Origin of the sequence: Rhizobium sp. N122 (assembly GCF_002211295.1) — a bacterium.
Lineage (GTDB): Bacteria > Pseudomonadota > Alphaproteobacteria > Rhizobiales > Rhizobiaceae > Rhizobium.
The window spans coordinates 30243-43927 of record NZ_LOKU01000015.1 but is presented as its reverse complement, the minus strand read 5'-3'; the positions used below and the strand labels follow the sequence as shown (position 1 = coordinate 43927).

Sequence of the window (13685 nt, the reverse complement as noted above, 5' to 3'; positions counted from 1 at the left end):
ATAAGCAGGTAGATAATGAACCTCACTCCGAGAGAAAAAGACAAGCTGCTGATATCGATGGCGGCGATGGTGGCGCGGCGGCGGCTGGAGCGCGGCGTCAAGCTCAACTATCCCGAGGCGATCGCGCTGATCAGCGACTTCGTCGTCGAAGGCGCCCGCGACGGCCGTGCGGTCGCCGAGCTGATGGAGGCCGGCGCCCATGTCATCGGCCGCGACCAGGTGATGGAAGGCGTTGCCGAGATGATCCACGACGTGCAGGTGGAGGCGACGTTCCCGGATGGAACCAAGCTCGTCACCGTGCACGAACCGATCCGGTAAGGAGACCGATATGCTCGAGCTCAGGCCGAATTGCGAATGCTGCGACAAGGATTTGCCGCCGGAAAGCAGCGAGGCACGGATATGCACCTATGAATGCACCTTCTGCGCCGATTGCGTCGATGGCGTGCTCAAGGGCGTCTGCCCGAATTGCGGCGGCAATCTTGTTGCCAGACCCATCCGGCCGGCGGCGATGCTTGCCAAACATCCGGCGTCGACGAAGCGTGTGCTGAAGGCCGAGGGCTGCGCGCCCAGGGCGGCTTAAGGAGATAAGATGATTCCGGGTGAGATCATTGCCGCAAGCGGCGACATCGAACTGAATGCCGGCGCGCCGACGGTGACGCTGGAGGTTTCCAATACCGGCGACCGGCCGGTGCAGGTCGGCAGCCACTATCATTTCGCCGAGACCAATGCCGGGCTCTCCTTCGACCGGGCGGCGGCGCATGGCAAACGGCTGGATATTCCGGCGGGAACGGCGGTGCGCTTCGAGCCGGGACAGACCCGCTCGGTGACGCTGATCCCGCTTTCCGGCAAGCGCGAAGTCTATGGCTTCCGTCAGCTGGTGATGGGCAAGCTTTAACGGAGGGATGCATGCGTTTGAATATCTGCCTCATCGGGGCGGCGCTGCTGCTGATGGCCGATAGCGCTTTCGCTCAGGACATCGATTGCCAGAATCCCAAGACGCAATCGGATATGACTTCTTGCGAAGCGGCGCGCCACGAGGCCGCCGACAAGGCGTTGAATGCGCAATACAAGAAGACCCGCGCGGCTCTTGCCGCGGTCGACAAGGATCTCGACGGCGACATGAAGGGCGCGGAGCAGGCGCTGGTCAAGGCGCAGCGCGCCTGGATCGATTATCGGGACGCCGAGTGCGACGCCTTCGGTTTCCAGGCCCGCGGCGGCACGATGGAGCCGATGCTGGTCGCCGGCTGTCTCGCCAACATCACCGACAAACGCACCAAAGAGCTGAAAGAGCTCGAAGACACGATGAGCAATTAAGGTGACCAAGAAGATCGTGATCGTCGGCAATGGTGAGGTCGCACAGGCGGAAGCAGGTGTGATCGATGCCGCCGATTTCGTCATCCGCTTCAACGATTGCCGTTCTTACGGGACCGGCGGCACCCGGACGGATGCCGTTGCGGTCTGCAATACCGGCCGGCCGGCAAAGGCGATGCTCGGCGCGCCGCAATGGCGTGCCCATCCCGGCGTCGGATCGGCCCGCGAAATCTGGAGCGTGCGCGACCCGGAAAAATTCGCCGCGATGCGGGCGCCACTTGCCGTCTCGCATCCCGATCTCGATGATTTCTGCGACGATTATACGGACGCGTTCGCTGCCTTCTGCGCGGAGACCGGCAAGGCGCATGTCGTTATCGGCAAGGCGGTCCACGAGGCGGTTGACGTCTCGCTTTCGGCCTTTGCGCCGGCGCCTTATGTGGTGCCGAGCAGCGGCATGATTGTCATCGCCGAAGTGCTGGACAAATATGCCGAGGCCGAGGTGATGCTGGCCGGCTTCGGTCACGCCGGCTGGGAATGGCATCCGTTTGCGGCCGAAAGGCAGCTTGTCGATACCTATGTTGCCGCCGGCCGCCTCTCGCGGCTTGGCGGAAAAATGTTTTTCTCTTCCTCCCATGGAGCTTGATGAATGCCCTACAAGATCTCCCGCGCCGCCTATGCCGGCATGTTCGGACCGACCACCGGCGACAAGGTGCGCCTTGCCGATACGGAGCTCTTGATCGAGATCGAAAAGGATTTCACCACCTATGGCGAGGAGGTGAAATTCGGCGGCGGCAAGGTGATCCGTGACGGCATGGGCCAGAGCCAGGTGACACGGGCGGACGGCGCGGTCGATACCGTCATCACCAATGCGGTGATCGTCGATCACTCCGGCATCTACAAGGCCGATATCGGGCTTAAGGACGGCCGCATCGTTGCGATCGGCAAGGCGGGCAATCCCGATATGCAGCCCGGCGTCAATATCATCGTCGGCCCGGGCACGGAGGCGATCGCCGCCGAAGGCAAGATCGTCACGGCCGGCGGCATGGACAGCCATATCCACTTCATCGCGCCGCAGCAGATCGAGGAAGCGCTGATGTCGGGCATGACCTGCATGCTCGGCGGCGGCACCGGGCCGGCGCACGGCACGCTCGCCACCACCTGCACGCCCGGTCCCTGGCATATCGCGCGGATGATCGAAGCGGCCGACGCCTTCCCGATGAACCTTGCCTTCGCCGGCAAGGGCAATGCCTCGCTGCCGGGGGCGCTGACCGAGATGGTGCTGGCCGGCGCCACTTCGCTGAAGCTGCACGAGGACTGGGGCACGACGCCAGGCGCCATCGACTGCTGCCTGTCGGTCGCCGACGAATATGACGTTCAGGTGATGATCCACACCGATACGCTGAATGAAAGCGGCTTCGTCGAGGATACGATCGGCGCCATCAAGGGCCGCACCATCCATGCCTTCCACACGGAAGGGGCGGGCGGCGGTCACGCGCCCGACATCATCAAGATTTGCGGCCAGCCCAATGTCATCCCGTCGTCTACCAATCCGACGCGGCCCTATACGGTCAATACCATTGCCGAGCATCTCGACATGCTGATGGTCTGCCATCACCTGTCGCCGTCGATCCCTGAGGATATCGCCTTCGCCGAAAGCCGCATCCGCAAGGAGACGATCGCTGCCGAAGACATATTGCACGATATCGGCGCCTTCTCGATCATTTCGTCCGACAGTCAGGCCATGGGCCGCGTCGGCGAAGTGGCGATCCGCACCTGGCAGACGGCCGACAAGATGAAGCGCCAGCGCGGCCGGCTGAAGGAGGAAAAGGGCGACAACGACAATTTCCGCGTCCGCCGCTATATCGCCAAATATACGATCAACCCGGCGATCGCCCATGGGCTCAGCCACGAGATCGGCTCTGTCGAAGTCGGCAAGCGCGCCGACCTTGTGCTGTGGAATCCGGCCTTCTTCGGCGTGAAGCCCGACATGGTGCTGCTGGGCGGCTCGATCGCCGCCGCGCCGATGGGGGATCCGAACGCCTCGATCCCGACGCCGCAGCCGGTGCATTACCGGCCGATGTTTGCCTCCTACGGCCGAAGCCTCACCAATTCCTCCGTCACCTTCGTCAGCCAGGCCTCGCTCGATGCCGGCCTGAAGGGCCGGCTCGGGGTCGCCAAGCAGCTCGTGGCGGTGAAGAATACCCGCGGCGGCATCTCCAAGGTGTCGATGATCCACAACGACCTGACACCGGAAATCGAAGTCGATCCGGAGACCTACGAAGTCAGAGCGAACGGCGAATTGCTGACATGCGAGCCGGCGACGGTGCTGCCGATGGCGCAGCGCTATTTCCTGTTTTAGGCCAAAGGGCCCTCTGTGCGACGGATGTCTCCGATGAAAACAGGCATCCGCTGGCTGTTGCGGACCGTATTCCTGCTGGTGTTTCTGGCGGCCTGCGGGACGCTCGTTCCCCGGCCGCTGATTGCCCCGGTCAAGGCGTCGTCTGCAGTGGTGACACATCGCATTCTCCTGCTGTCCGGGCCGATCCATACCGATATTGCCATTCCGCTCGACGAGGAGACGCGGGCTGCCTTTTCCTTTCTCGCCGAGACCGGTTTTCCGCTCGGCCATCCGGATGCGAAATGGCTCATTGTTGGCTGGGGCGGCCGCGCCTTCTATCTGGAAACCCCGAGCTGGTCGGAGCTGAAGCCGCTGCCGGTGCTGCGGGCGCTGACGATCGACCGCTCGGTGCTGCACGTCGACCTTGCCCGGGATATCACCGAGCCGCAGCCGAGCGTTGCGGCATTCGATGTCAGCGACGATCAACTGGCGCGCCTGCGCAATTTTATCGCGGACAGCTTCATTCGTGACGCCGGCCTTGTGGGGCCGATCCCGGATGCCGGTTACGGCGAGATCGACCGGTTCTTCGAGGCCAAAGGATATTTCAACGCTCTCTTCGGCTGCAACACCTGGACGGCTGCCGCGCTCCGCTCGGCGGGGCTGCGGACCGGCTTATGGAACCCGCTTCCACAATCATTGCGATTGTCTATGAGTGTCTACAATTGAACCAGTCGCCGGTTGCTCCGTTCATAAAGTGAATCGTGACAGGCACTCTCCATTCGGTTGTAAAAATCGGTGGAAAAGCGATATTTTCCCCAGTTACACCATTCTGAAGCGGCCCGGTGTTGTATCTCAATAAATATGTTTTAAAACAATGACTTAATTGACCATCCGCGCTGTCCGAGTCAGGATCGGTGGGCTGCATCTCCTGCTAGAAAAAATCTGTCCACGGAAAGGTCCGAAACCGTTCGAATTTTAACGAGTGGATTAAGACACCCGCAGCAATTGGGCTCCTATCAATGCTTGGAAACGCCGGGCAGGAAGGTCGATTCTCATGAGAAACTGGATGTCGCTGCAGGCCGATTTCGGCAATTTTCAATATCGCGGGCATGTCTATCTTTTTGCATTAAAGATGAGCTTTCTCACGATCATTCTCTCCGGCGTCATCATGGCGCTGACCATCCCGCCGCTCGGTTTTTTCGGACTGCTGCCGGCGACGCTCTCGCACGCGGTCGGCTTTGGCGCCATTTTTTCCTGGCTCGTCGGCGGCACGGTTTCCGGCATACTGTCGCTGGCAGCCGGCTTTGCCCTGCATGAGTTGACGCTGTCGCGGGCCGAGTTCGAAAAGCTCAGCCGCACGGACACGCTTTCGGGCCTGTTGAATCGCCGCGCCTTCACGGAAGCGTTGGAGAATAGCGAGGGCAACGCCTCGCTTGTGATTTTCGATGTCGACCGGTTCAAGGCGATCAACGATCGCTTCGGCCATGGCTGCGGCGATGCCGTTATCACCGCGGTCTCGGCCATGCTCAAATTCGCCTTCGATGAAATGTCCGTCGTCGCAAGGCTCGGTGGAGAGGAGTTTGGCGTCATCGTCTCCGGCGAGCCGCTGGAGGCGCGGATGGAGCGCATCGAAGGGGTGCGAGCCCGGATCGCGAGCGGCGCCATCGCGGCCGAAGGGCACGATATCCGCATCACCGTTTCCGGCGGTGTTGCCGATCTCGCCGCCGGGCGCAGCAAGCAGGCGGTCTATGCTTCGGCAGACCGGGCGCTCTATCTCGCCAAGGCGCTCGGACGCAATCGCGTCGTACACGAGCGGGAAGGCCTGCATCATGCCTGGCACGGGCTCGCCGATAATGGCCTCGATGCCAAAGGCGGGGGAGCCGAGAGCGACAACGTGATGCAGGCTTACGGAATATAAAAGCCCGACGCGGGCACAAAGGCCATTGGTGCTTGCATCGGGAAAGGCTATTTTGCATGGTCGCCTCAGCAAAACGGACATATCATGCAGCGCGTTACCTCCTATCTTCCCGCCGGAACCCCGTCCTCCCATCCGATTGCCCAGGTCAAGCTGCCGCACGATCTGCGCCATCTGCGCCGCAAGCTGCTGCATCTGGAAAATGGCGAAATGGTCATGCTCGATCTCAAGGACCCGGTGCTTTTCGCCAATGGCGATCTGCTGGTGCGCGACGACGGCGAACTGATCGAGATCCTCGCGGCCGATGAGAAACTCTTCGAAATTCGCGGCCGCGACCGCACGCATCTGGTCGAGCTTGCCTGGCATCTCGGCAACCGCCATCTCGCGGCCCAGATCGAGGAAGACCGGATCGTCATCCTGCGCGACCACGTCATCCGCAGCATGCTGCAGGGGCTCGGCGCCACCGTCCTCGACATCGACGAACCCTTCCAGCCGGCGCGCGGTGCCTATCATTCCCACGGCGGGCATTCGCACGATCACGGTCATGCGGCTCATGACCACGGTCATGCCACGCATGACCATGGGCATGAGCACAAACATGATCACGGCCACGACCATGTGCATGGGCCGGGGTGTAATCATGACCATGACCATGACCATGATCACCACCACGGGCATCACGGCCACAAGCACGATTGAGGCTCGATGACCAGGGATTACGAGCTGCAAGCGTTGCTGCGCCTGACGGCATGGCTCTCGCCGGCCTTTCCGACCGGCAGCTTTGCCTATTCGGGCGGGCTGGAGCGGGCGGTGGCCGACGGGCTGGTCACTGATGCCGCCTCGCTCGCGGCCTGGATCGGGACGCTGGTCGGCCATGGTTCGGTCTGGAACGATGCGGTGCTTTTGGCCGAAAGCCACAGGTGGCAGGAAGAGCCCGCGCGCCTTGCCGAGATCGCTGCCCTTGCCGCCGCACTTGCCGGATCGCGCGAGCGCCATCAGGAAACCATGCTGCTCGGTGAGGCCTTCCTGGCGGCGGCCCGCGCCTGGCCGGATGGCGTGTTCGAAAGGCTGCCTGCCAAGGCGGCCTATCCCGTCGCCGTCGGGGCGGTGACCGGCGCGCACGGCATAGGGCCTAAGAAGGCGCTCGCCGCCTTCCTGCATGCCTATGCCTCGCAGGCAGTCTCTTCCGGCATCCGCCTTGGCGTCACGGGTCAGCGGGACGGTGTCGCCGTGCTTGCCGGTCTCGAAGAGCAGATCACCGAGGTCGCCCGGCGGGCGGCGGCCTCGACGCTCGACGATCTAGGTTCGGCGACGGTGCAGGCCGATATAGCCGGCCTGCGCCATGAGACACAGGCTACGCGGCTGTTCCGCTCGTGACGGCGCAAAATTATCCGAGCATCTGCGTCATTTGACGGTGGCGTGCACAGCGGCCACGGCTATCATCGGGTTCGATTGGAGTAAGGCATATGAAATCAAGAAACGGACCCCTGCGCGTCGGCATCGGCGGGCCGGTCGGCTCGGGTAAGACGGCGCTGACCGAAAAGCTCTGTAAGGCGATGCGCGACGACTATTCCGTCGCCGTCGTCACCAACGACATCTACACGACCGAGGATGCCGAGGCGCTGGTGCGCATGCAGGCATTGACTTCGGACCGCATCGTCGGCGTCGAGACCGGCGGCTGCCCGCACACCGCCATTCGCGAGGATGCGACGATCAATCTTCAGGCGATTGCCGGTCTCAACCAGCGGATCCCGGATCTCGACGTGGTCTTCATCGAATCCGGCGGCGACAATCTGGCGGCGACCTTCTCGCCCGATCTTGCCGATATCACCATCTATGTCATTTCCGTCTGCCAGGGCGAAGAAATCCCGCGCAAGGGCGGGCCGGGCATCACCCGCTCGGATCTTCTCGTCATCAACAAGAAGGATCTGGCGCCCTATGTCGGCGCCGATCTCGAGGTGATGGACCGGGATGCCACACGCATGCGCGCGAGCCGCCCCTTTGTCTTCTCCGACATGAAGCGCGGCGACGGCGTCAGCTCGATCGTCAGCTTCCTCAGGGAGCAGGGTGGGCTCTGAGGATCATACCTGCCGCAGTCAGCCGAAATCGCCGGCGGCGGCAGAACGGCAAAAAGAAACGGGCCGGGAGATCACTCCCGGCCCGTTCGATTTTGTAAATCCTGCCTATTCCGCTGCGAAGGGGGGCAGGCGGAGCACGTTGGTGTCGTTGGCTCCCTTGCGCTTGCTTTCCGGCTTTTCGATCGCGGTCAGCCGCTCCTCCAGCGAGTCGATGTCGCCGCGGTTCTCGCGGGTAACACGGGTGAGATCCTCGCGCGACAGTGGCAGTTCCTCTTCGTCCTTCCGGCCGACCAGGCGTCCGAACATCCAGCCGAGCAGGCGGGACAGATCGTCCATGATCAGGAAGAAAGAGGGCACGACGACCAGCGACAGCACGGTCGAGACGATGATGCCGCCGATCACCGCGATCGCCATCGGCGCGCGGAACGAGCCGCCTTCGCCGACGCCGAGCGCGGAAGGCAGCATGCCCGCCGACATGGCGATCGAAGTCATGATGATCGGCCGAGCACGCTTGCGGCCGGCTTCGACCATGGCCTCGACGCGGGCCATGCCCTGATGGCGCATCTCAATCGCGAAATCGACGAGCAGGATAGCGTTCTTGGTGACGACACCCATCAGCATCAGAATGCCGATCATGACGGGCATGGACAGCGGATTGCTGGTGATGATCAAAGCCGCCGCGACGCCGCCGATGGCAAGCGGCAGCGAGAACAGGATGGTGAAGGGCTGGATCACGTCCTTGAAGAGCAGGATCAGCACCGTCAGCACCAGCAGCAGGCCCATCAGCATGGCGTTGACGAAGCTCTGCTGCATCTCGGTCTGCACTTTGGTATCGCCGCTTTCGGCAAGGTGCACGGAGGCCGGGATGTTGGCTGATTTGACGATCTCGCGGAAGCGGGCCGACGCCGTGTCGAGGGCTACACCCTGCGGCAGGTCGGAGCCGATCGCCACGACGCGGTAACGGTTGTTGCGCTTGATCGAGCTTACGCCTTCCGAGTAGTCGATATTGGCGACGCTTGCGAGCGGAACGGTGCCGCCGCTGGCGGTCTGGATCTTCAATGCGCGGATGGCCGAGAGATCGCGGCGCATGTCGACTGCCGCCTGCACCCGGATCGGGATCTGGCGATCGTCGAGCGAGATCTTGGCAAGGGCCGCATCGACATCGCCGATGGTGGCGACACGGATCGTCTCGGAGATCTGCTGCGGCGTAATGCCGAGGCGGGCGGCCTCATCCTTGCGCGGGTAGACCTGCAGTTCTGGTCGGGGCAGGGCGCCGTCGGCGCTGACATTGGCAAGCAGCGGATCGGCGCGGAGCTTGGATTCCAGAATGCCGACGGCGTCGTTCAGGTCCTTCTCGTTCTTGGAGAGGAAGTTGAAGGCGAGGTCGCGTTCGCCGCGGTCGTTGAGCTTCAAGATATGGACGTCGGGAATGTCGCGCAGCTTGGCGAAGACTTCCTTTTCGATATCCCACTGCGGACGCTCACGGCCATGGACTTCCACCTTCGGCAGCATCGGTCCGATGACCGGGATGGCGCCGAAGACGTCGTTGACCATCTTCTTGATCAGCGACTGGTCGAGCTTGTGGAGTGCCAGCGTGATGGTGGCGCGGCGCAGTTCGAGTTCGCCCTTCGGCGATGCGCCGCCGAGGACGAAGACGCTTTCGACGCCGTTGATGTCCTTGACCCTGTCATAGATCGCATCGGTCGTCTTTTCGGTGTCATCAAGCCGTGCATTGGGCGGCAGTTCGACGGAGAGAACGATGCGCGAAGCATCTTCCGTCGGCAGGAAGCTGCCGGGCACGAACATAAACAGCGAGATGACCGAACCCACCGTGAAGATGAGGGCTACGATCAGGGTCGTATAACGCCAATACCACTTGCGGGTCGTGCCGGTGACAAGGCGCGTATAGCCCTTCATCAGCAGACCGTCATTGTCGTGATGATCGTCGACGCCGTCTTCGGCGCGCATGAGGTAGGCGGCCATCATCGGGGTGATGAGGCGCGCCACCATCAGCGAGAAGAAGACGGAGAAGGCGACGGTCAGGCCGAACTGGATGAAGTACTGGCCCGGAATGCCCGGCATGAAGGAAACCGGTACGAAGACGGCGATGATGGTAAAGGTGGTGGCGATGACGGCAAGGCCGATTTCATCCGCTGCCTCGATCGCCGCCCGATAGGGCGTCTTGCCCATCTTGATGTGGCGGGCGATGTTCTCGATTTCGACGATCGCATCGTCGACGAGGATGCCGGTCGCCAGCGTCAAGGCAAGGAAGCTGACGAGGTTTAGCGAGAAGCCCATCATGTCCATGACCCAGAAGGTCGGGATCGCCGATAGCGGCAGGGCGATCGCAGAGATCAGCGTCGCGCGCCAGTTCCGGAGGAACAGTAGAACGACGATGACCGCAAGCAGCGCGCCTTCGAGCAGCGTGTGGATGGCGGCTTCGTAGTTGCCGTAGGTGAAATAAACCGAATCGTCGATCAGTTCGATCTTCACATTCGGGTTTTCGCCCCTCACCTTGTCGAGGCTCTGGGCCACGGTTTCGGCGACGCTGACTTCGCTGGCGCCCTTCGAGCGGAAGACGCCGAAGGTGACAACAGGCGTATCGTTGAAGCGCGAGAAGGATTTCGGCTCCTCGTAGGTGTCCTTGATGACGCCGAGATCGGACAGCTTGACGAAACGGCCGTTCGGCAGCGCAATGGTCGTATCGGCAAGTTCGGCGACATTGCGGGCGTCGCCGAGAACGCGGATTGCCTGTTCGCTGCCGGCCACCTGGCCGCGGCCGGAGCCGAGATCGACGTTGGTGCCGCGCAGCTGCTGGTTGACGCTGGCGGCGGTGATGCCGTGGGCGTCGAGCTTGCCGGGGGTGAGTTCGATGCGCACTTCGCGCTCGGCGCCGCCGTACCGGTCGACGCGGCCGATGCCGGCCTGGCCCTGCAGCGCACGCTTGACCGTATCGTCGACGAACCAGGAGAGTTCTTCCAGCGACATATCGGGCGAGGACACGGCGAAGGTCTGGATCGCCTGGCCCTCGACATCGACCTTGGTGACGATCGGCGCTTCGGCCGTTGCCGGCAGATCGCTGCGGATGCGGTCGATCGCATCCTTGACGTCCTGCACAGCCTGTTCCGTCGGCACTTCCATGCGGAACATGACATTGGTCTGCGAGCTGCCGTCGGTCACCGTCGACTGGATTTCGTCGATGCCGGTGATGGAGGCGATCGCGTCTTCGATCTCCTTCGTCACCTGCATTTCGAGTTCGGCCGGCGAAGCGCCGCTCTGCGTCACGCTGATCGACACGAGCGGCACGTCGATATTCGGGAAGCGGGTGATCGGCAGCTTGTTGAAGGACTGCATGCCGATGAATATCAGCAGGCAGAAAGCCAGCAGCGGCGCGATCGGATTTCGAATGGACCAGGCTGAAAAATTCATCGGATGGTCTCTTTAGTTGGAAGCCGAGGGCTGTTCACGCACCGGCGTGATGTGGTCGCCATCGCGGACATAGGCGCCCGCCTTGGCCACGACCTCGTCGCCGCTCTTCAAACCACTGACGATCTCGACATAGGGGCCGTCCTGGATGCCGGTTTCGATCTTGGCGAATTTTACCACGCCGTCCTCGACCTTGCGGGCCGACGAACCTTCATTGCCGGTCAGCACCGCTGTCAGGGGAAGCGAGACGCCTTCGGTCTCGCGGACGATGATCTCGGCGCTGCCATACATGCCGGAACGCGCCTTGCTGTCATCGTCGATCGAGATATGGACGAGACCGAGGCGGGTGGCCGGATCGACGGTCGGAGACACCAGGCGCACGGCGCCGGAAAGCTTCTCGCGGCTGCCCGAAAGGGAAATGCTCGCCTTCTGGCCGGCCATGATCCTGACGATATCGCTCTCGGCGACCTCGGCGACAAGCTCGATATCGCCGTCGCGGATGAGGGTGAACAGCGGATCGCCGGTGCCGGCGGCAATCGCGCCGACCTTGGCGTTCTTTGCCGAGATCGTGCCCGCCACCGGCGTCTTCACATCCGTGCGGGCGAGTTTCAGATCCGCATCGGCAATCTGGCTGTCGAAGACCTTGAGATCGGCTTCGGCGACCTCGATCGCCTGTTCGGCGGAGACGACACGCGCATTGGCGGCGGCGGCGGTCGCATCTGCCTGTTCGACCTGGGCGGTTGAAACCGTGCCCTTCTTGCCCATTTCCTGGGAACGGGCTTGTTGCTGCCTTGCCTGTTCGGCATTGGCCTGCGCCTCAATGAGCTGGGCGCGCAGCTGGGCAAGGCTAGCCTCGCCCTTGGCTTTCGTCGCCATCATCTGGCTCTTCGTCAGCACCAGCGCATCATCGTTGAGGGTTGCCAGCGTGCTTTCCGCTTGAACCTTGTCACCGACGTCGGCTTTCAACGCGCGGATCGAGAGGCCTTCGACCTGCGGTTGGATATAGACTTCCTCGACCGGCTTGACCGTCCCCGTGCCGATGACACGGTCGACGAGGGTGCGGTTCGCAGCCGTGGTGACGACGATCGCGGGCAGGTTCTGCTGCGGTTTTTCGACCGGCTTTTCCTGTGAAAATGCGGTGGATGCAGCAAGAACAGCTGCAAATAGGGTGGATGCGCCTAAAGTTCCAATCGGCTTGCGTGCCATGCGTCTTCGTCCAATCTTGTAACAAGCTTAGCCGAACTCGCGCGTCTGTCCTTCAGCTCGCGACCAGGCCACTGCCTTTCCTGCATTCTCAAGGGTATCCACACATCATTTGCCGCCTTCATCCCTCGCCGGCAAATCGGCTTCTAATTGGTATCGATTTGCTCGATATGCAAGCCCGGCAGAAAACAATTCCCCATGAGCCGATAATAATTACCATCAGAACCTGAATCAATCACGGAAGGGTTATGCGAACATGACGATGATTGATCCTGCTTCTACCCAATGACGTTTGACCCCGGACAAATGCGACAGTGGCAAGGCGTTTTTTTCATGCAGGCCGAAAAAATACGAAACGCGCGGAAATCTCTCCCCGCGCGTTCGCCTCGAAATGGTGCCGCGATTACTTGGATGCGGCGTCGGTGATGTCGTGCGTCCAGGCGCCCGAGGGCTCCTTGCTGATGATCTTCTGGTCGAGCAGCGCCTTTGCCGTACGGGCATAGAGCGCTTCGTCCAGCTTGCCGGAGCCGTCGCCGACGAGCTTGGCGACTTCGCCCATCATGCGCTTCTGGTGGTTCTCGTCCTGGCCGCCATTGTCCATGACGATCTCGGCAGCTTCATCAGGGTTTTCGGTCGCGTACTTCCAGCCCTTCATCGAGGCGCGGACGAATTTGACCATCTTCTCCTTGAAAGCCGGATCCTTCAGCTTGTCTTCCATCGCGTAGAGGCCGTCTTCCAGGAGGTCGTTGCCCATCTCGGTATAGTTGAAGACCGTCAGCTCCTCCGGCTTGAAGCCGGCATCGATCGCCTGCCAGTATTCATTATAGGTCATGACGGAGATGCAGTCGGCCTGTTTCTGCACGAGCGGCTGCACGTCGAAGCTCTGTTTCAGCACGGTGACGCCGTTCGCGCCGCCTTCGGTGGAGAGGCCGAGTTTGTTCATCCAGGCGAAGAAGGGATATTCGTTGCCGAAGAACCAGACGCCGAGCGTGTGGCCCTTGAAGTCGGCTTCGGTTTTCACCGGGCCGTCCTTGCGGCAGATCATTTCCAGGCCGGACTTCTGGTAGGGCTGGGCGATGTTGACGAGGGGAACGCCCTTTTCGCGGGCAACGAGCGCGCCGCCCATCCAGTCGACGATGACATCGGCGCCGCCGCCGGCGATCACCTGTTCGGGGGCGATGTCGGGGCCGCCCGGCTTGATGTCGACGTCGAGGCCCTCTTCCTTATAGAAGCCCTTGTCCTTGGCAACGTAATAGCCGCCGAACTGGCCCTGCGTGACCCATTTCAACTGCAGAACCACCTTGTCGGCGGCCATCGCGTGCGCGGCGGCCAGCGTCATGGCGCTCGCCATCATTGCAACCATCAACTTTTTCATTTTCTTATCCTTACCCTCTGAAGTTATGCCCGGACCCCG

Annotated in this window: 14 protein-coding genes; 11 read left to right on the top strand and 3 right to left on the bottom strand. The window is 62.0% G+C overall.

Annotated elements, in window-relative coordinates; genetic code table 11:
• The first annotated feature begins 15 nt into the window (after positions 1-15).
• The 11 genes from ATY75_RS13580 (at position 16) to ureG (ending at position 7642) form a co-directional block, all read left to right on the top strand.
• Positions 16-318, top strand: a complete 303-nt coding sequence (locus ATY75_RS13580; RefSeq protein WP_088937951.1) for an urease subunit gamma — start codon at positions 16-18, stop codon at positions 316-318.
• A 10-nt stretch (positions 319-328) separates the two neighbouring features.
• Entirely contained in the window at positions 329-580 is a 252-nt protein-coding gene (locus ATY75_RS13575; RefSeq protein ID WP_088937950.1) for a DUF1272 domain-containing protein, read from the top strand.
• Positions 581-589: 9 nt separating this feature from the next.
• Positions 590-895, top strand: a complete 306-nt coding sequence (locus tag ATY75_RS13570) for an urease subunit beta (protein ID WP_003542314.1) — start codon at positions 590-592, stop codon at positions 893-895.
• An 11-nt stretch (positions 896-906) separates the two neighbouring features.
• Positions 907-1314 carry a lysozyme inhibitor LprI family protein gene (locus ATY75_RS13565; protein ID WP_088937949.1) on the top strand — a complete coding sequence of 136 codons (408 nt, stop codon included), beginning with the start codon at positions 907-909 and terminating at the stop codon, positions 1312-1314.
• Between the two features lie 16 nt (positions 1315-1330).
• Positions 1331-1954 carry a Urease operon accessory protein gene (locus tag ATY75_RS13560; RefSeq protein WP_190241354.1) on the top strand — a complete coding sequence of 208 codons (624 nt, stop codon included), beginning with the start codon at positions 1331-1333 and terminating at the stop codon, positions 1952-1954.
• 3 nt (positions 1955-1957) lie between these two features.
• On the top strand, positions 1958-3670 hold the full coding sequence (gene ureC / locus ATY75_RS13555) for an urease subunit alpha (RefSeq protein WP_088937947.1): 1713 nt from the start codon (positions 1958-1960) through the stop codon (positions 3668-3670).
• A gap of 33 nt (positions 3671-3703) precedes the next feature.
• Positions 3704-4375, top strand: coding sequence for a TIGR02117 family protein (locus tag ATY75_RS13550; RefSeq protein WP_088937946.1), 672 nt, complete (start codon positions 3704-3706; stop codon positions 4373-4375).
• Positions 4376-4703: 328 nt separating this feature from the next.
• Positions 4704-5567 (top strand): GGDEF domain-containing protein, encoded by an 864-nt coding sequence (locus ATY75_RS13545; RefSeq protein ID WP_088937945.1) that lies wholly within the window; start codon positions 4704-4706, stop codon positions 5565-5567.
• An 84-nt stretch (positions 5568-5651) separates the two neighbouring features.
• Positions 5652-6263: an urease accessory protein UreE gene (ureE, locus tag ATY75_RS13540; RefSeq protein ID WP_064840404.1), complete on the top strand. Its 612-nt coding sequence runs from the start codon at positions 5652-5654 to the stop codon at positions 6261-6263.
• Positions 6264-6269: 6 nt separating this feature from the next.
• On the top strand, positions 6270-6941 hold the full coding sequence (locus ATY75_RS13535) for an urease accessory protein UreF (RefSeq protein WP_088937944.1): 672 nt from the start codon (positions 6270-6272) through the stop codon (positions 6939-6941).
• Positions 6942-7030: 89 nt separating this feature from the next.
• Positions 7031-7642 (top strand): urease accessory protein UreG, encoded by a 612-nt coding sequence (gene ureG, locus ATY75_RS13530; protein WP_003542294.1) that lies wholly within the window; start codon positions 7031-7033, stop codon positions 7640-7642.
• 105 nt (positions 7643-7747) lie between these two features.
• Here the strand turns inward: ureG and ATY75_RS13525 are convergent, their stop codons facing one another.
• From ATY75_RS13525 to ATY75_RS13515, 3 genes are all read right to left on the bottom strand, one after another.
• Positions 7748-11071 (bottom strand): efflux RND transporter permease subunit, encoded by a 3324-nt coding sequence (locus ATY75_RS13525; RefSeq protein WP_088937943.1) that lies wholly within the window; start codon positions 11069-11071, stop codon positions 7748-7750.
• Positions 11072-11083: 12 nt separating this feature from the next.
• A complete protein-coding gene (locus ATY75_RS13520) occupies positions 11084-12274 on the bottom strand; it encodes an efflux RND transporter periplasmic adaptor subunit (protein ID WP_088937942.1) in 1191 nt (396 codons plus the stop codon).
• Between the two features lie 400 nt (positions 12275-12674).
• Positions 12675-13646: an ABC transporter substrate-binding protein gene (locus ATY75_RS13515; RefSeq protein ID WP_049731650.1), complete on the bottom strand. Its 972-nt coding sequence runs from the start codon at positions 13644-13646 to the stop codon at positions 12675-12677.
• Positions 13647-13685 lie beyond the last annotated feature (39 nt).

Excerpts from the sequence above, each read along its gene's own strand:
- ATY75_RS13580 (WP_088937951.1), top strand. The coding sequence starts at position 16 with ATGAACCTCACTCCGAGAGAAAAAGACAAGCTGCTGATATCGATGGCG.
- ATY75_RS13575 (WP_088937950.1), top strand. The coding sequence starts at position 329 with ATGCTCGAGCTCAGGCCGAATTGCGAATGCTGCGACAAGGATTTGCCG.
- ATY75_RS13570 (WP_003542314.1), top strand. The coding sequence starts at position 590 with ATGATTCCGGGTGAGATCATTGCCGCAAGCGGCGACATCGAACTGAAT.
- ATY75_RS13565 (WP_088937949.1), top strand. The coding sequence starts at position 907 with ATGCGTTTGAATATCTGCCTCATCGGGGCGGCGCTGCTGCTGATGGCC.
- ureC (WP_088937947.1), top strand. The coding sequence starts at position 1,958 with ATGCCCTACAAGATCTCCCGCGCCGCCTATGCCGGCATGTTCGGACCG.
- ATY75_RS13550 (WP_088937946.1), top strand. The coding sequence starts at position 3,704 with ATGAAAACAGGCATCCGCTGGCTGTTGCGGACCGTATTCCTGCTGGTG.
- ATY75_RS13545 (WP_088937945.1), top strand. The coding sequence starts at position 4,704 with ATGAGAAACTGGATGTCGCTGCAGGCCGATTTCGGCAATTTTCAATAT.
- ureE (WP_064840404.1), top strand. The coding sequence starts at position 5,652 with ATGCAGCGCGTTACCTCCTATCTTCCCGCCGGAACCCCGTCCTCCCAT.
- ATY75_RS13535 (WP_088937944.1), top strand. The coding sequence starts at position 6,270 with ATGACCAGGGATTACGAGCTGCAAGCGTTGCTGCGCCTGACGGCATGG.
- ureG (WP_003542294.1), top strand. The coding sequence starts at position 7,031 with ATGAAATCAAGAAACGGACCCCTGCGCGTCGGCATCGGCGGGCCGGTC.
- ATY75_RS13525 (WP_088937943.1), bottom strand. The coding sequence starts at position 11,071 with ATGAATTTTTCAGCCTGGTCCATTCGAAATCCGATCGCGCCGCTGCTG.
- ATY75_RS13520 (WP_088937942.1), bottom strand. The coding sequence starts at position 12,274 with ATGGCACGCAAGCCGATTGGAACTTTAGGCGCATCCACCCTATTTGCA.
- ATY75_RS13515 (WP_049731650.1), bottom strand. The coding sequence starts at position 13,646 with ATGAAAAAGTTGATGGTTGCAATGATGGCGAGCGCCATGACGCTGGCC.